Raw genomic sequence first — 16,258 nt, 5'->3', positions numbered from 1 at the left:
GTGCCCGCGATCACGCTCCAGCTCGGCGGGCTCTCGACGGTCGACGCGGTCTTCGTCGCCTCCGAAGCCCTCAGCGTCGTCCTCGGCCTCCTCATCAGCTACATCGCCTACCAGGGGTACCGCAGGAACGACGCCCGACCGATGCTCTTCGTCGGCGTCGGCTTCGTCCTCGTCCTGGGCGTGCCGGCGCTCGTCGCCGGCCTCTACCTGCTCGTCCCGGCCCTGACGGAGGTCCACGCGGGCGCGGTGACGCAGGTGTCGGAACTGCTCGGCCTGGCGAGCGTCCTCTACGGCCTGCGGATGGACTGAGTCGAGCGCCCCGGACGAGGGGCCCCGGGTGAACCGCAACCACTACCCCCCAGCACGGGCGAGGGACGGACATGCAACTCGGCGTCATCGGACTCGGGCGGATGGGGCGCATCGTCGTGGACCGCAGTCTCGACGCCGGCCACGACGTCGTCGCCTTCGACCTCGACGCGGAGGCGACCGCCGCGGCCGCGGAGGCCGGCGCGATCCCCGCGGACTCGGTCGCCGACCTCGCGGACAGGCTGGGGGAGGGGAAGCGAATCTGGCTCATGGTGCCCGCCGGCGACGCCGTCGACGCGACGCTGGAGGAACTCGACCCGCACCTGGACGGGGGAGACGTCGTCGTCGACGGCGGCAACTCACACTTCGGGGACTCGACCCGCCGCGCCGACTCGTGTCCGGCCGCGTACCTCGACTGCGGCACCTCCGGCGGCCCCGCCAGCGCCGAGGCGGGGTTCTCGCTGATGGTCGGCGGCCCCGAGTGGGCCTACGAGGAACTGACGCCGGTGTTCGACGCCGTGGCGACCGGTCCGGCGGGCCACGACCGGATGGGGCCCGCCGGCTCGGGCCACTACGTGAAGATGGTCCACAACGGCGTCGAGTACGCGCTGATGCAGGCGTACGGCGAGGGGTTCGAACTGCTCCACGAGGGCCGGTACGACCTCGACCTCGAGGCGGTCGCGCGGACGTGGAACAACGGCGCCGTCATCCGGTCGTGGCTGCTCGAACTCTGCGAGGAGGCGTTCCGCGAGGAGGGGGCCGACCTCGGCGACGTCGCCGACCGGGTCGAGGGGGGCTCCACGGGAACCTGGACCGTGCAGGAGGCGCTCGAACAGGAGGTGCCGCTCCCGCTCGTCTACACGGCGCTCTCGGAGCGGTTCGGCTCGCGGGCCGGCGAGGACGGCCGGTTCTCCCGGCGGCTGGCGAACCGGCTGCGGTACGGCTTCGGCAGGCACGAGGTCCAGCGGGAGTAACGCCGGACCGCACGCTCCCCTCCGGCGAGGCCCCGCCCACATCACAATCCTATTGAACCCCCACATCGTAGCCGCTCGCATGGTAGACGCCGTTGCAGTCGGGCTCGGCGCGGGCCTCGTCCTGGTCTTCGTCGCCCTGCACTTCGCCCGCGGCACGGGCTGGGAGCCGACCGCGGACATCTCCGAGGAGGTGCTCGAGCGGCGCGCGGCCACCGTCCCGGAGACCGACTTCCCGGAGCCCGGAAACCGGGCCATCGGCGGGGGCGGCGCCGCGGTCGGGGCGGTTCCGGCCGGCGAGGAGGGCGAACTCGAGGAGGGCGAGGAGGCGGAGGAGTCGACCAGCCCGGCCGACATCCCCGAGGACGAGGTCGAGTACTTCGAGGTCGAGTTCGTGAAGGAGGGCGCGACGATCGAACTCGCCAACAACGAGACGGTGCTCGAACAGGGCGAGGAGCAGGGCTGGGACCTGCCGTACGCCTGCCGCGAGGGCCAGTGCGTCTCCTGTGCGGGCCGCATCACGAACGGCGGCAACGCCGAGGAGTACGTCGTCCACGACAACCAGCAGATGCTCGACGACCCCGAACTCGACGAGGGGTACACCCTGACCTGCGTCGCCTACCCGCGCGCGGACTTCACCATCGAGACGGGCGAGGCGCCGTAGGTCCGTCGGCGACGACGCGGGCCGGTTTTCGACTCGATTCCGCACGACCCGGGAGCGACCGCGTCGCGCGTTTCCGAAGCCTTAAACGCCGACGTGCGGTACCTCGTGGTGAGGGCGGCTAGTTCAGCGGACAGAACGTTTGGTTCCGGACCAAAAGGTCGGGGGTTCAAATCCCTCGCCGCCCGTCGCTTCACCCTTCGTTTCGACACCAGCACGAACGGTTAGTAGCACGCTCACGGGCGACGGATTCGGGAGAACCGGAATCGAAAGGAACGGGGTGGCGATCGGACGCCGCTCGGTCGCTGGCGCGCCGAACTCGCGTCGGACGTTCCGGCCGGTTCCACGTACGGCATCCGAAACGTTCGACGGCGTCGTGACGCGTGGTGCCCGCGTTCAGCACGCCGGTCCCGACGGACGTCCCGCGAACCCGAAAGTGAGGCAACGTCGTTCGCACGTACTGTGTGAGTCGCGACGCCCCCGAACGGACGAAACCCTACACCCGCTCGAACAGCGTCGCGAACACGCGCGTCGGGAACCCCGGCTCGACCCGGCTCGGCGGCCGACCCTTCCCGACCGACGACTCGGCGCGGACGCGCTCCAGCACGCCCAGGTCCGCGAGTTCGTACAGCACCCGTCGGACCGTCGAGGGCGAGAGGTCGACGCCGTCGGCGGCCGCGATGGCCTCCGTGGCCGCCCCGACCGAGGCCCGCTCCGACTCCGGCAGTCCGACGAGTTCGTACAGGACGCGACGCCTGTTCGCCGGCAGCGCGAGCACGCGCCCGAGCGCGACCCCCGGCCGCGGGACGGCGTCGACGCCGGCGTCCAGGTCGTCGGCGGTCACCGTCCCGTGGCCCGCGGCCTCGGCGGCGGCCGCCGCGCCGAACGTCGCCGCGAGCGCGTCGTGGGCGTCGCCCTCGGCCCACTCGGCCACCTCCCGAACCTGGTCGTGGCTGACCGCGTCGCGGGCGAGCGCCGAGGAGACCCGCGAGGTGAGCACGTCCACGAGCGCGTGCCGGCGGTACGCCTCGAACGCGACGGTCGCCTCCGGCGTCCAGTCGAGGTCGGCGGGCGGGTCGCGGCCGATGCACACCGGGACGACGTCCTCGGAGACGCCCGCCAGCACCGCGGCCGCCTCCGCGGCGTCGTGGCCCCCGTCCTCCCCGACGTGGTCGACGGCGACGACGACGTCGCCGGTCGCCTCGACCGCCTCGGCCAGTCGGTCCCGGAGCTCCCCGGTTCCGACGCCGTGTTCCGGGACGGGGTCGTCGGCGATCCCCTCCAGTGTCTCGCGGTAGAGGCCGAACTCCGTCCGCGCCCGGCGGGCGTCGACCGCGACGAACGCCGGCAGCCGGGGGTCGGCCGCGCGGGTCGTCGTCAGGATGGCCCGCCGCCCGCGCCCGCCGCGGTCGACCAGCCGGTCGAACAGCGCCCCGACGACCGCCGACTTCCCGGCGCCCTTCGGCCCGTGGACGTACAGCGACGGCGGGCGGGCGCCGGCGAAGGCGGGGTCCAGCGCGTCGAGGAGCCGTTCGAGCACCGGGCCGCGGCCCGTCGGCTCGTCGACGTGGACGACCGGGTTCACGTCCGCGAGGTCGCGGACGACGCCGGCGTCGCCGTCGACCCGCAGTCGCCGTTCGATGCGGTCCTCGACGTTCACGTGGGGACACCTCGGGGCACCACCGTCAAAACGCCCCGGGTTCCATCGTCGCGTGGCCGTTCACGGTCCGACGGCCCGCCGTGTGGTCCCGCCGGCGACCCGGCACGACGCCGTCTCCGCCGGCGGACGTTCGAGGCGAAACACGGTCAGTGACTCACCCCGTCGTCGGCCCAGCCCTTCGCGCACTCGACGGCGTCGCCCCACCGCTCGTACCGGGCGTCCATCGCCGCCGGGTCGGCCTCGGGCGGGAACTCCCGGTCGACCTGCCAGTTGTCCCGGAGTTCGGCGAGCGACTTCCAGTAGCCCACGGCGAGCCCGGCCGCGTAGGCGGCGCCGAGCGCCGTCGTCTCGTCGACCTCCGGGCGGACGATGTCGGTCCCGAGGACGTCCGCCTGCAGCGAGCAGAGGAAGTTGTTCTTCACCGCGCCGCCGTCGACGCGCAGGCTCGTCAGGTCGATGCCCGCGTCCGCCTCCATCGCCTCGGTCACGTCGCGCGTCTGGTAGGCGATGGCCTCCAGGGCCGCCCGGACGATGTGGGGCTTGCGTGTCCCCCGCGTCATCCCGACGATGGTGCCGCGTGCCCGCTGGTCCCAGTGGGGCGCGCCGAGCCCCGTGAACGCGGGAACGAGGTAGACGCCGTCCGTCCCGTCGACCCGCCGCGCGATCTCCTCGGTCTGGGCCGGGTCGTCGACGAGCTCGACGTCCTCCAGCCACTCGACGGCGGCGCCGGTGATGAAGATCGACCCCTCGAGCGCGTACTGGACGGGCTCGCCCGACCGCTGGAAGCCGATCGTCGTCAGCAGGCCGTGGTCGGACTCGACCGCCTCGGTGCCGGTGTTCATCAGCACGAAGCTCCCGGTGCCGTAGGTGTTCTTCGCGTCGCCGGCGTCGAAGCAGGTCTGGCCGAACAGCGCCGCCTGCTGGTCGCCGAGCGCGCCCGCGACCGGGACGGCCTCCCCGAGGAACCCGTCCGGGTCCGTCGTCCCGTACGTCTCCTCGTCCGAGGAGGGCCGCACCTCGGGGAGCATCGCCCGCGGGACGCCGAACTCCGCGAGCAGTTCGTCGTCCCACTCGCACTCCCGGACGTTGTACAGCATCGTCCGCGAGGCGTTCGTCACGTCGGTCACGTGGTTGCCCGTCAGCTTCCAGACGAGCCAGGAGTCGACGGTGCCGAACAGCACCTCGCCGGCCTCAGCCCGGTCGCGGACGTCCGCGGGCCGCGAGCGCTGCAGTTTGATCGGGTCGGCGTTCTCCAGCAGCCACTCGGCCTTCGTCGCCGAGAAGTAGGCGTCGGCCTCCAGCCCGGTCCGCTCGCGAATGGTGTCGGCCCACCCCTCCTCGCGGAGTTCCTCGACGCGCTCGGTGGTGCGGCGGTCCTGCCAGACGATGGCGTCGTGGACGGGCGTTCCGGTGTCGGCGTCCCACAGCAGCGTCGTCTCGCGCTGGTTCGTCACCCCCAGGGCGGCGAGCCGGTCGGGTTCGATCCCGGCCCGGGAGAGCGCCGCCCCGATGACCGTCCTCGTGTTCTCCCAGATCTCGACGGGGTCGTGTTCGACCCACCCCGGCTCCGGGTAGTGCTGCTCGTGCCGCTCGTAGGCGGTGGCGACGACCTGCCCGCCGTGGTCGAACACGATGAACCGGGTGCCGGTCGTCCCCTGGTCGATGGCGCCGACGTATCGCGTCATGGGTGGGCGTTCGGACGCGAGGGCATCAGTCCATCCCCGCGCCCCGGACCACCTCCGCGAGTTCGGCGTCCGAGTGGTACGCCGCCTCCCCGGAGTCGGGGTCGAACAGGTGCAGCCGTTCCCGGTCGACGCCGAGTTCGATCGGATCGCCCGCCTCCGCCGGCGTGTGCGCGTCCGCCTGCACCTTCAGGGTCTCCCCGCCGACACCGACGTGCACGAGCGTGCGGTCCCCCAGCGGCTCGCGGACGCGCACGGTCCCCTCGATGCGGGCGTCGGCCGTCCCCCCGCCGACGACGAAGTCCTCCGGCCGGATCCCGAGGGTCCGGACCCCCTCGACGTCGCCCAGGTCGGCCGTCCGGGGGAGGTCGATGCGGACCCCCTCGGCGACCGCCCGGATGGGCTCCCCGTCGTCGGTCACCTCGACCGGCAGGCAGTTCATCCCGGGGCTGCCGATGAACTCGGCGACGAACCGGGTCGCCGGATAGTCGTACAGCACCTGCGGGCGGTCGACCTGCTGGATCCGACCGGCGTCGAGGACTGCCACGCGGTCCCCGAGCGTCATCGCCTCCGTCTGGTCGTGGGTGACGTAGACGGTCGTCGTCCGGAGTTCCTCGTGGAGTTCGGCCAGTTCCGTCCGCATCTGGAGGCGCAGCTTCGCGTCGAGGTTCGACAGCGGCTCGTCCATCAGCAGCATCTGGGGGTCGCGGACCAGCGCGCGGCCGATGGCGACGCGCTGCTTCTCCCCGCCCGAGAGCTCCGCGGGCTTGCGGTCGAGGAGGTCCTCGACGTCGAGGGTGGCGGCCGCCTCGGCCACCCGTTCGGCGATCTCCTCGTCGGTGTAGTCCCCGTCCGTGTTCATGCCGAACGTCATGTTGCGCTCGGCGGTCATGTGGGGGTACAGCGCGTAGTTCTGGAACACCATCGCCACGTTGCGGTCCTTCGGCTCGACCCCGGTGACGTCGGCGTCGTCCATGCGGATGGTCCCCTCGGTGACCGACTCCAGGCCGGAGAGCATCCGGAGCGTCGTGCTCTTCCCGCAGCCCGACGGGCCGACGAGGACGATGAACTCGCCCTCGCGGATCTCCAGGTCGACCGAGTCGACCGCCGTTACGTCCTCGTACCGCTTCGTGATCTCTTCGAGCGTGATTGTCGTCATTGTATCACTTCTGTTGGACGGCGAACGTTTCGAGCAGCGGCCCCCGGAACGCGAACAGGACGAGCAGCGGCGGGAGCAGCGTCACGATCGCCCCCGCCATCACGAGCGACCACTGCAGGTCGCCCGCCTGCACGTTCCCCTGCAGGAGCGTGATGCCGACCTGCGCGACCTGGTTGTTCTGTGAGTCGATGATGATGAGCGGCCAGAGGTACTGGTTCCAGGCGTAGACGAACATGATGACCGACACGCCCGCGATCATCCCCCGCGACATCGGTATCAGCACCTGCGTGAGGAACTGTAGCGGGCCGACCCCGTCGAGTTTGGCGCTCTCGACGATGGTGACCGGGATGGAGAGGAAGTGCTGGCGCAACAGGAACACGGTCGTCGCGCTCGCGAGGTACGGGACGGTGAGCGCGAGCATGGAGTTCCCCCAGCCCAGCGCGGTCACGACGTCGAACAGCGGGACGACCCGCACCGGGACGGGGAGCATCAGCGTCAGCAGGATGGCCATGAACGCGAGGTCCTTGTAGGGGAACCGGTAGTAGACGATGGCCAGCGCCGCCAGCAGCGAGATGATCAGCTTCCCGACGACGATGACCACCGACATGACGAGGGAGTTGAGCAGGTACCGCCCCATGTCGTAGTCGACGAGCACGGTGCGGTAGTTCTCGACCGTGCTGGTGCCCGGCGTCAGGTCGGAGACGCCGGTGACGATCCCCCGCGACTGGGTGCTCACGATCGCCGCGACGAGTATCGGGAGCGCCATCAGCAGGACTGCGAGTGCGAGCGTGACGTGGAGCCCCAGCCGGTCGCGCGCGTCGGTCCACTCGGTGCCCGTCAGCGTGCGAAACCGGTCGTGAAGCGTGGATTCGGTGCTCATATCAGCCGTAGTGCGTGTACTTGCCGGACACGCGGAGCTGGAGGTACATCAGCAGGCCGACCACGACGAAGAGGACGACCGACTGGGCGGACGCGAGCCCGTGGTTGTTCAACTGGAACGCGTTGCGGTACAGGTCGTACACCATGATGTTCGTCGCGCCCCCGGGGCCGCCCTTGGTGAGGATGTCGACGAACGCGAACGTGTGGAAGTACGCGTAGACGGTGTTCATCACGACGAGGAACAGGAGCGTCGGCGAGATGAGCGGGACGTAGACCCGGACGAGCCGCTGGAACCGACCGACCCCGTCGAGGTCCGCGACCTCCCCGAGCGACTTCGGGACGTTGTTCAGCGCGGCGATCATGAAGATGACGTTGTAGCCGATCTGCTTCCAGACGACCGCCGCGGTGACCACGGCGAACGCCTGCCACCCGCTCGTGAACCAGTCGACGTCCATGCCGAAGACGGCCTCGATCGGCCGGGTCAACACGCCGAGGCTCGGGTGGATGATGTAGAAGAACACGATCCCCGCGACCGCCGGGGGGAGCGCGTACGGCCAGATGGCCGCGATGAGGTAGCCGGACTGGCCGGCCTGCACCTCGTACAGCAGGTACGAGACGGCGAGCGAGATCGCCATCACGCCGCCGACGACGATGACCCCGAACACCAGCGTCACGAGGATGCTCTGGTGGTAGTCGGCCGAGGTCGCCAGCGAGACGTAGTTGCCGGCGCCGGTGAACAGCCGCCGGCTGCCGAACATGAGCGTCTCGAACGTGCTGAGGTAGAGCGCCTGCACCGTCGGGTAGTAGAGAAACACCAGCGAGACGACGAGCGTCGGCAACAGCAGCAGGTATCCGCCCCTCGCGCTCCCGTAGATCTCTCTCGAGGACATCAGTCGGGGTGGTTACTGTCCGACGACGCGCTCGTACCGTTCGAACTCGTCCTCGACGTCCGAGCGCATGCTCGAGAGCCCGTCCTCGACCGAGGAGTCGCCCGAGAAGATCTCGACGGACGTCTCCTGGATGGTGAGCGACACCTCGCGTGCGGGCCCGACCAGCATCCTGCGCGTCGCCGGGGTCGCCTCGGACTCGTAGAGCTGGTCGAACGCGGTGGTGTACTCGGGGTTCTCCTCGAACCACCCCTCGTCCTCGAGCCGGTCGACGGCGTCCTCGTGGATCGCGTAGTAGCCGGAGCCCTTGTGCCACTCGACCTGGTTCTCCGGCGACGCGAGGTGTGCGACGAGGTTGCCGAGGTCCGCCTGCCGCTCCTCGCTCGGCTCACCGAGCGCCCAGAACGACGCGCCGCCGATGGGGACGCCGGTTCGGCCGTCCATCGCGGGGTAGTAGCCGGTACCCAGCTCGAACCCCTCCTCCTCGGCGCTCTCGAGGTGACCGGCGACGGCCGCCGTCGAGTCGAGTTCCATCGCCGCGGTGCCCGAGAGGAACGCGGAGCGCGCCTCGCCCCACGCCTCGATGCCGGGGTTGGTGTAGAGGCCGTCCTCGTACATGCCCTGCCACCACGTCCACAGGTCGACCGCGAACTGGTTGTCGGTGAGCAGGGTCGAGGGCGACCCTGCGTGGCCGTTCTCCTCGTCGACCAGGAGCTGGTTCGCGAGCGCGTACCAGTGCTCGACGAACCAGACGTGGTTCGGCCACGTGATGCCGTAGTCGGCCGCGCCGGCGTCGACGATCTGCTCGGAGTACCCGCGCACCTCGGCGAGCGTCTCCGGGGGGGATTCGGGGTCGAGCCCCGCCTCCTCGAAGACGTCCTTGTTGTAGTAGAGGACCGCGTTCGAGTTGTTGAACGGCATCGACTGGAGCGCCCCGTCGAGGGTGAAGAAGTCGGTGACCGTGTCGATGAGGTTGCCCGGATCGAAGCCGTCGGGCAGCATCTCCTCCACGGGCACCGTCGCCTCGGTGTCGAGGATCTGCTGCGCGTGGAGGCTGTCGATCATCGCGAGGTCCGGCGCGTTCCCGGAGTCGAGCGAGCCGAAGACGTTGTTGAGCACGTCCTCGTAGCTCCCCTGGTACTCCGACTGGGCCGTCGCGTCCGGGAACCCCGTCACCATCTCGTCGAGCAGTTCCCCGCTGCCGCCGCCCATGGCGTGCCAGACGAGGAGGTCGCCGCCGCCGGCGCCGCCGGCGCCGCCGAACCCCATACAGCCCGCCAGTCCGGCGGCGGTCGCCGCGCCCGTCCCTCGCAGCACGCCTCGTCGTGACAAGTTGCCTGCCATACGCGGCCGTTTGCAACTATTTTACTTAATATTTTTGTACAGGATGCTATTGCCGGAGGTGGGAAACGGAAAAACCGCATTCGGGCTATATAATTTACCGAGAGGTCCGTACCGCTGGGTACGATACCGTCGTTCCATTTATACCGAATCCGGGGACACGACGGGGGCGCGACCCGACGCGGGGCGAGTACTGGACGAAACCGACCGAACGCCGGTCGTTCTCGTTACGGGTGCTCCCGGATCGCCGATGAGGAACCCCGCTAGAGGAGCGACGGGACGTCGGCCAGCGAGTCGAGCACGTGGTCCGGCGCCGGCGCGTTCCCCCGGTCGGTGCCCGTCCGGTCCCTGTAGCCCGCCGTGGACGAGCCGGGCCGGCCGGACGCGCCGGCGCCCTCCCCGCCCGGCAGGTCGGCGGCGTCGGTCACGCCCGTGAGGACGAGCGCCGTCCGCATCCCGGCCCGATTCCCCATCCGCACGTCCGTCTCGAGCCTGTCGCCCACCATCAGGCACCGCTCCGGGGCGACGCCGAGGCGCGCCATCGCGGCCTCGACGGCGACGGGCGACGGCTTCCCGAGGACCAGGTCGAGGTCCCGGCCCGTGACCCCCTCGACGGCGCCGATCATGCCCGCCGCGTCGGGGATCTCACCGCCCTCGACCGGGCAGGTCCGGTCGGGGTTCGTCGCGTAGAACGCGTCGGCGCCCTCCATCGCGGCCATCGCGTCCGAGAGCGCGTCGTAGTCGAACGACCGATCCATGGAGGCCACCACGACGGTGGCGTCGGCGGGTGGACCGACCGACACCCCGGCCGCGGCGAGTTCCTCGGCCAGCGGCTCCTCCCCGACCAGAAACACCCGCTCGCCGGGGTGGTGCTCGGCGACGTACGTCGCCGTCACGGTGGCGGACGTGACGACCCGGTCGGCCGGGACTGGCACGCCCAGCCGCTCGAGTTTCTCCCGGTAGGCCGCCGGGCGTTCGATCGCCTTGTTCGAGAAGAACAGCACGTCGACGCCGCGCTCGCGGAGGGTCTCGATCGCCGCCGCCGCCCCGGGGACGAGCGCGTCGCCCCGGTACACCGTCCCGTCGAGGTCGAGCACGGCGCCCTCGATGCCGCTCATCGGCCGACCACCCGCACGGCCCGTCCGCCCAAATTTTTCATTACCGACACCGTTCTATGAGTACAAAATTAGTTCTTGCGGCGGGACCGGTTCGACGGGCCGCGCGGTTCGGACGTTCGAACGCAGCGACGGCCGTCGGAGCGTCCCCGAACGACTTTGCCGCGCCGACCGAAGGCCAGTGCATGCCAGCGCTCATCGCCCACCGCGGGTTCGCCGGGGACCACCCGGAGAACACGCTGGGGGCCTTCCGCGCGGCCGCCGGGACGGCGGCCATGCTCGAACTCGACGTCCGACGCTGCGGGTCGGGCGAGGTCGTCGTCTTCCACGACGCGGAACTCGGTCGGGTCACGGGCCGCCGGGGCGCCGTCGCGGAGACGCCCTACGACGTCCTCGCGGACTGCGAGGTGCTCGACTCCGGCGAGGGCGTCCCCCTGCTCGCGGACGTGTTCGCGGCGGTCCCCCCGTCGGTCGGCGTCAACGTCGAACTCAAGACGGTCGACGTCGCGGCCGACGCGGCGGAACTCGCGGCGGCGGCCTCCCACGACGTCGTCGTCTCCTCGTTCCGCCCGGACGCGCTGCGGGCCGTCGCCGGTGTGGCCGACGACCTCCCGCTGGCGCACCTCTTCCTTCCGGAGGCCGACGACCCGATCGGCCGGGCGCGCTCGCTCGGGTGCGACTACCTCCACCCGCCGAAGGCGGTCGCGGACGCCGACCTCGTCGAGGCGGCCCACGACCGGGGACTCGGGGTGAACGCCTGGACCGTGAAGACCCCCGCGGAGGCGACCCGCCTCGTCGCCGCCGGTGTCGACGGCCTCATCGCCGACCACGGGGACGTCCTCGGCTGACGCCGCCCCACACCACGGTTTCACGGCGGAGAGCCGTCGAGACCCGAGTCCGACCGTTCGTTACGACCGCTACGGCATCGTGGGTAACCTGAAGTGGGGTCGCCTCCAACGCCCACCGACGAATGGACGAGAAAGCGGACGTGCTCGTCGTCGGCGGCGGGTCGACGGGCACGGGCGTCGTCAGGGACCTGGCGATGCGGGGGCTCGACGCGGTCCTCGTGGAGAAGGGTAACCTGACCCACGGCACGACCGGCCGGATGCACGGCCTGCTCCACAGCGGCGCCCGGTACGCCGTGTCCGACAGGAAGAGCGCCCGCGAGTGCATGGTCGAGAACCGCGTGCTCCGGGACGTCGCCGGCCACTGTATCGAGGAGACGGGCGGGCTGTTCGTGAAGCGCCCCGAGGACGACGAAGCCTACTTCGAGGAGAAACTGGCGGGGTGCCGGGCCTGCGACGTCCCCGCGGAGGTCCTCACGGGGGCGGAGGCCCGCGAGCGGGAGCCGTACCTCGCCCGCGACGTGGAGCGGGCCATCGCCGTCCCGGACGCCGCGATCGACCCGTTCCGGCTCTGCGTCGCCAACGCGGCCGACGCCGAGCGCCGCGGCGCGCGGATCGAGACCCACGCCGAGGTGACCGACGTGCTCGTCGAGGGCGGGGAGGTGACCGGCGTCGAGGTCCGCCACGGCGAGGGCCCGGGCAAGCGCTCGGGCCGGCGGGCCGGCGAGACCGAACGGATCCGCGCCGACCACGTCGTCAACGCGACCGGCGCCTGGGCGGGACGGCTCGGCGACATGGCCGGCGTCGACGTGGCGGTCCGGCCCTCGAAGGGCGTCATGACGGTGATGAACGTCAGGCAGGTCGACACGGTGATCAACCGCTGCCGGCCGAAGGGCGACGCCGACATCGTCGTCCCCCACGAGACGGCCTGCATCCTCGGGACGACCGACGTGGAGGTCGGGGACCCCGAGGAGTACCCCGAGGAGCGCTGGGAGGTGGACCTGCTGATCGAGACGCTCTCGGAGCTGATTCCGGCGCTCCGGGAGGCCCGCACGCTCCGGTCGTTCTGGGGCGTCCGGCCGCTGTACGAGCCGCCCGGGACGGACACCGCTGACCCGACGGACGTCACCCGGGACTTCTTCCTGCTCGACCACGCCGAGCGCGACGGCCTCCCCGGCATGACCAGCGTCGTCGGCGGGAAGCTCACCACCTACCGGCTGATGGCCGAGTCGGTCACGGACCACGTCTGCGAGAAACTCGGCGTCGACGCCGCGTGTGGAACCGCCGAGGAGCCGCTCCCCGGCTCCGAGGAGTTCTCGGTCCTGCGCGAGTACATGGACGAGTTCGACCTCCGCTCGCCGGTGGGCCGCCGGTCGGTCCAGCGGCTCGGCTCACGCGCGGACGAGGTGCTCGACGTCGACGGCCCGAACCCGGTCGTCTGCGACTGCGAGGCGGTCACCCGCGCGGAACTGCGGGACGCCGTCGACGACGCCGGCGCCGACCTGAACGCGGTCCGCATCCGCACCCGAGCCTCGATGGGCAACTGCCAGGGCGGCCTCTGCTGTCACCGGATGGCCGCGGAACTGCACCCGAGCCACGACGCGGCTACTGCCGGGGACGCGCTCGACGAACTGTACGCCGAGCGCTGGAAGGGCCAGCGGCACGCGCTCTGGGGCGAACAGCTCTCGCAGGCCATGCTGAACCACTTGTACCACGCGACGACGATGAACCGCGACGGCGACCCGGCCGGGCGGGACGTCGACTTCGACGCGTTCGACGGCGGTGAGGGGCCCGTCACGCGCGGCGCTAACGGCGGGGACGGTGACCGACGCGAGGGGGGAGCCGATGGGGTGGTCCGCCGTGGCGATTGAGAGCGACGCCCTGGTGATCGGCGGGGGGATCGCGGGCGCGACGGCCGCGCTCGCCGCCGCGCGCGAGGGCGCGGACGTTCGGCTCGTCTCCCACAAGGAGAGCACGCTCCGGCAGGCGTCCGGCCTGATCGACGCGCTCGGCTACGCGCCGACGCGGGGGGAAGATGGAGACGAAGTCGAGGGGCTCGACGGCCCGCTCGTCGACCCGTTCGCCGCGCTCGATCGGCTCCCGGCCGAGCACCCGTACTCGCTCGTCGGGGCCGACGCGCTCCGCGAGGGGCTCGCCCTGTTCGACGAGGTCTCGGGCGACCTGTACCGCGGCGGCCACACCGACCGAAACGCGCTCCTCCCCACGATCGCGGGGACGGTGAAGCCGACGGCGCGCTACCCCGCGTCGACCGCGGCGGGGCTCGCGAGCGACGACCGGCGGACGCTGCTGGTCGGGTTTCGCTCGCTCGTCGACTTCGACGCGCCGCTGGTCGCGGAGCGGCTGGCCGACTCGGGCGTCCCGTTTCCCGTCGAGGGCGTCACGGTCGAGTTCCCCGCCTCGTTCCGCGACGACGCGCGGCTCACCCGCCTCGCGCACGCGCTCGACGGGGACGAGTGCGTCGGCGGGGGCGGTGGTGGTGGCGGGGACGGAGGGGAGTCCGACGGCACCCCGGCCCGCGGGGCGCTCGCGGCGGCCGTCGAACCGCACCTCGACGACGTTCCCGGCGGCGCCGAGCGCGTCGGCTTCCCGGGGATGCTCGGGCACGACCGCCACGCCGAGGTCCGCGCCGACCTGGAGTCGCGCCTCGGGGTCGACGTCTTCGAGGTGCCCGGCGGCCCGCCGAGCCTCCCCGGCATCCGGCTGGCGGACCGCCTGTTCGACGCGATGGACGACGCGGGGGTCCGCATCGAGACGGGGAACCCGGTCGTCGGCCGGGAGCTCGGCGGCGACGGCCGGGTCGAGCGCGTCCTCGTGGACCGCAGCGGCAGCGAGGTCCCGTACGCCGCCGCCGAGTACGTGCTCGCGACCGGCGGACTCGTCGGGAGGGGCATCGACTCGGACCGCGAGGGGGTGTGCGAGCCGGTTTTCGGCTGTCACGTCCCCCACCCGGCGGAGCGGTACGACTGGTTCGTCGACGACCCGTTCGGCGACCAGCCGTACGCGACGTTCGGCGTCCGGGTCGACGCGTCGCTGCGGCCGCTCGAGGCCGACGGGGACGTCGAGTTCCCGAACGTCCGCGCCGCGGGCGCAGTGCTCGGCGGCGCGGACGCCGCCCGCGAGAACTCCGCGAGCGGGACGTCGCTCGCGACGGGGCTCGTCGCCGGCCGGGGCGCGGCGGCGGAGGTGACCGAATGACCCACGACGTGAACGATGACGGGGGCGACCCCGACGGCGACGACGAGCGTACTGCGACCGACCACCCGACCGCGGACCCGCAGCCCGGCGTCCCGCGACTCGGCCGCGACGAACGGCCCGCGGCGTTCCTCCCGCGGTACGACGAACCGGGGGGCGCCGTCGATCCGGCTGCCGGCCCCGAACCGACGGCGTCCGATCGACCCGCGGCCACGGACGGCGGCGCCGTCGACGGCGGGTCCGACGTCGACGAGCGCGACCCGGCTACCGCTCCCGCCGCCGAACCCGCCGACCCGGTCGACGCGTTCCCGGCGGGCGAACTCGACCTCCGGGCGGGCGCCGACTCCTGCTACAAGTGCACCGCCTGCGACACCTCCTGCCCGGTCGCGGAGGTCGACGACGAGTTCCCCGGGCCGAAGTTCCAGGGGCCCGAGCAGTGGCGGCTCAAGCGGAAGGACGACGCGGACGTCGACGGCTCCATCACGGACTGTTCGAACTGCATGCGCTGTGACTCGGCGTGCCCGTCGAGCGTCCCGCTCTCCCAGATGCACAACGAGGCGCGCGGCGAGTACGTCTCAGAGCGGATGCAGAAACTCTCGGTCGAGTACGTCCGTAACCGCCTGCTCTCGAACTACGAGACCGTCGCGCGGGTCGCGAGCAGGGTCCCGCGCCTGGCCAACTTCGTGCTGGGACTGGGGGTCACGAAGTGGATGAACGAGCGCGTCCTCGGAATCACGGCCGAGCGCGAGTTCCCCGAGTTCGCGACGGAGACGTTCCGGGAGTGGTGGGCCGAGCGCGGGGGGGCGACCGTCTCGAACCCCGACGAGCGCGTCGCGTACTTCCACGGCTGCTACTCCAACTATAACACGCCGGAGGTGGGGAGGGCGATGGTGCGCGTCTTCGAGTCGTTCGGCTACGAGGTGCTCGTCCCGGAGCAGCGCTGCTCGGGGACGCCGATGTTCGCGAACGGGATGCTCGGGGACGCCCGGCGCGCGGCCGAGACCAACGTGGAGTCGCTGGTCGCCGCCATCGGGGAGGGGGCCGACGTGGTCGCCTCGTGTACCTCCTGTTCGCTGTCGCTCCGCCAGGAGTACCCCGAACTGTTCGACCTCCACGGGATCGAGGACCTCTCGGACGACACGTACGAGGCGTTGGAGTACCTCCGGATCCACGAGGACCTCTCGGGCGCGCTCGCCGACGCCGCGGTCGAACCGACCGACCTCGCCTACCACGCGCCGTGTCACGCCCGGAACCAGGGGCTCGACCGGCAGGCCGTCGAGACGCTCAGCGATCTGGAGGGCGTCACGATCGAGGACGTGGGCGACTCCTGTTCGGGCATCTCGGGCACGTACGGTTGGAAGACGGAGAAGTACGACACGTCGATGGAGATCGGCGCGGACATGTTCGAGCACATGGCCGCCGCCGAGGGCGAGGTCGGGATGACCGAGTGCCCGACCTGCGCGATGCAGATGGAACACGGCACCGGCTACGAGATCAGACACCCGCTCCAGGTGCTGGAGGAGGCGCTGGTCGAGTAGC

General features: G+C 71.5%; 14 protein-coding genes and 1 tRNA gene. 8 read left to right on the top strand and 7 right to left on the bottom strand.

Annotation, left to right across the window (positions count from 1 at the left end):
* The 4 genes from HUG12_RS03640 to HUG12_RS03625 all read left to right on the top strand — a co-directional run bounded on the left by HUG12_RS03640 (position 1) and on the right by HUG12_RS03625 (position 2,126).
* Positions 1-309, top strand: coding sequence for a DUF7521 family protein (locus HUG12_RS03640; protein ID WP_179267469.1), 309 nt, complete (start codon positions 1-3; stop codon positions 307-309).
* A gap of 71 nt (positions 310-380) precedes the next feature.
* On the top strand, positions 381-1,280 hold the full coding sequence (gnd, locus tag HUG12_RS03635) for a phosphogluconate dehydrogenase (NAD(+)-dependent, decarboxylating) (protein ID WP_179267468.1): 900 nt from the start codon (positions 381-383) through the stop codon (positions 1,278-1,280).
* A gap of 79 nt (positions 1,281-1,359) precedes the next feature.
* Positions 1,360-1,941, top strand: coding sequence for a 2Fe-2S iron-sulfur cluster-binding protein (locus HUG12_RS03630; RefSeq protein WP_179267467.1), 582 nt, complete (start codon positions 1,360-1,362; stop codon positions 1,939-1,941).
* A 112-nt stretch (positions 1,942-2,053) separates the two neighbouring features.
* Positions 2,054-2,126: transfer RNA gene (locus tag HUG12_RS03625), tRNA-Arg, on the top strand.
* A gap of 308 nt (positions 2,127-2,434) precedes the next feature.
* Here the strand turns inward: HUG12_RS03625 and HUG12_RS03620 are convergent.
* The 7 genes from HUG12_RS03620 to HUG12_RS03590 all read right to left on the bottom strand — a co-directional run bounded on the left by HUG12_RS03620 (position 2,435) and on the right by HUG12_RS03590 (position 10,664).
* On the bottom strand, positions 2,435-3,598 hold the full coding sequence (locus HUG12_RS03620) for a Cdc6/Cdc18 family protein (RefSeq protein WP_179267466.1): 1,164 nt from the start codon (positions 3,596-3,598) through the stop codon (positions 2,435-2,437).
* Positions 3,599-3,744: 146 nt separating this feature from the next.
* Positions 3,745-5,283 (bottom strand): glycerol kinase GlpK, encoded by a 1,539-nt coding sequence (gene glpK, locus HUG12_RS03615; protein WP_179267465.1) that lies wholly within the window; start codon positions 5,281-5,283, stop codon positions 3,745-3,747.
* A gap of 25 nt (positions 5,284-5,308) precedes the next feature.
* Positions 5,309-6,439, bottom strand: a complete 1,131-nt coding sequence (locus tag HUG12_RS03610; RefSeq protein ID WP_179267464.1) for an ABC transporter ATP-binding protein — start codon at positions 6,437-6,439, stop codon at positions 5,309-5,311.
* Between the two features lie 4 nt (positions 6,440-6,443).
* The gene (locus tag HUG12_RS03605; RefSeq protein WP_179267463.1) at positions 6,444-7,319 is read right to left on the bottom strand and encodes a carbohydrate ABC transporter permease; all 876 of its coding nucleotides are present in this window, start codon (positions 7,317-7,319) and stop codon (positions 6,444-6,446) included.
* A 1-nt stretch (position 7,320) separates the two neighbouring features.
* Positions 7,321-8,208 carry a carbohydrate ABC transporter permease gene (locus HUG12_RS03600; protein ID WP_179267462.1) on the bottom strand — a complete coding sequence of 296 codons (888 nt, stop codon included), beginning with the start codon at positions 8,206-8,208 and terminating at the stop codon, positions 7,321-7,323.
* 12 nt (positions 8,209-8,220) lie between these two features.
* The gene (locus HUG12_RS03595; RefSeq protein WP_179270559.1) at positions 8,221-9,417 is read right to left on the bottom strand and encodes an ABC transporter substrate-binding protein; all 1,197 of its coding nucleotides are present in this window, start codon (positions 9,415-9,417) and stop codon (positions 8,221-8,223) included.
* A gap of 392 nt (positions 9,418-9,809) precedes the next feature.
* Positions 9,810-10,664 carry an HAD-IIA family hydrolase gene (locus tag HUG12_RS03590; RefSeq protein ID WP_179267461.1) on the bottom strand — a complete coding sequence of 285 codons (855 nt, stop codon included), beginning with the start codon at positions 10,662-10,664 and terminating at the stop codon, positions 9,810-9,812.
* 182 nt (positions 10,665-10,846) lie between these two features.
* Between HUG12_RS03590 and HUG12_RS03585 the strand changes: the two genes are divergently transcribed.
* The 4 genes from HUG12_RS03585 to HUG12_RS03570 all read left to right on the top strand — a co-directional run bounded on the left by HUG12_RS03585 (position 10,847) and on the right by HUG12_RS03570 (position 16,257).
* Entirely contained in the window at positions 10,847-11,509 is a 663-nt protein-coding gene (locus HUG12_RS03585) for a glycerophosphodiester phosphodiesterase (protein ID WP_179267460.1), read from the top strand.
* Positions 11,510-11,631: 122 nt separating this feature from the next.
* Complete coding sequence (glpA, locus tag HUG12_RS03580; protein WP_179267459.1) at positions 11,632-13,377, top strand: anaerobic glycerol-3-phosphate dehydrogenase subunit GlpA; 1,746 nt, start codon at positions 11,632-11,634, stop codon at positions 13,375-13,377.
* A complete protein-coding gene (gene glpB, locus HUG12_RS03575; RefSeq protein ID WP_179267458.1) occupies positions 13,367-14,722 on the top strand; it encodes a glycerol-3-phosphate dehydrogenase subunit GlpB in 1,356 nt (451 codons plus the stop codon). The genes glpA and glpB overlap by 11 nt, the downstream gene beginning before the upstream one ends.
* On the top strand, positions 14,719-16,257 hold the full coding sequence (locus tag HUG12_RS03570; RefSeq protein WP_179267457.1) for an anaerobic glycerol-3-phosphate dehydrogenase subunit C: 1,539 nt from the start codon (positions 14,719-14,721) through the stop codon (positions 16,255-16,257). The genes glpB and HUG12_RS03570 overlap by 4 nt, the downstream gene beginning before the upstream one ends.
* The last annotated feature ends 1 nt before the right edge of the window (position 16,258 follow it).

This window comes from Halorarum salinum (assembly GCF_013402875.1).
Lineage (GTDB): Archaea > Halobacteriota > Halobacteria > Halobacteriales > Haloferacaceae > Halorarum > Halorarum salinum.
Note: the sequence above shows the minus strand (reverse complement) of the source record. Positions and strands in the feature narration are given on the sequence as shown.

Excerpts from the sequence above, each read along its gene's own strand:
- gnd (WP_179267468.1), top strand. The coding sequence starts at position 381 with ATGCAACTCGGCGTCATCGGACTCGGGCGGATGGGGCGCATCGTCGTG.
- HUG12_RS03630 (WP_179267467.1), top strand. The coding sequence starts at position 1,360 with ATGGTAGACGCCGTTGCAGTCGGGCTCGGCGCGGGCCTCGTCCTGGTC.
- glpK (WP_179267465.1), bottom strand. The coding sequence starts at position 5,283 with ATGACGCGATACGTCGGCGCCATCGACCAGGGGACGACCGGCACCCGG.
- HUG12_RS03610 (WP_179267464.1), bottom strand. The coding sequence starts at position 6,439 with ATGACGACAATCACGCTCGAAGAGATCACGAAGCGGTACGAGGACGTA.
- HUG12_RS03605 (WP_179267463.1), bottom strand. The coding sequence starts at position 7,319 with ATGAGCACCGAATCCACGCTTCACGACCGGTTTCGCACGCTGACGGGC.
- HUG12_RS03600 (WP_179267462.1), bottom strand. The coding sequence starts at position 8,208 with ATGTCCTCGAGAGAGATCTACGGGAGCGCGAGGGGCGGATACCTGCTG.
- HUG12_RS03595 (WP_179270559.1), bottom strand. The coding sequence starts at position 9,417 with ATGGGCGGCGGCAGCGGGGAACTGCTCGACGAGATGGTGACGGGGTTC.
- HUG12_RS03590 (WP_179267461.1), bottom strand. The coding sequence starts at position 10,664 with ATGAGCGGCATCGAGGGCGCCGTGCTCGACCTCGACGGGACGGTGTAC.
- HUG12_RS03585 (WP_179267460.1), top strand. The coding sequence starts at position 10,847 with ATGCCAGCGCTCATCGCCCACCGCGGGTTCGCCGGGGACCACCCGGAG.
- glpA (WP_179267459.1), top strand. The coding sequence starts at position 11,632 with ATGGACGAGAAAGCGGACGTGCTCGTCGTCGGCGGCGGGTCGACGGGC.
- HUG12_RS03570 (WP_179267457.1), top strand. The coding sequence starts at position 14,719 with ATGACCCACGACGTGAACGATGACGGGGGCGACCCCGACGGCGACGAC.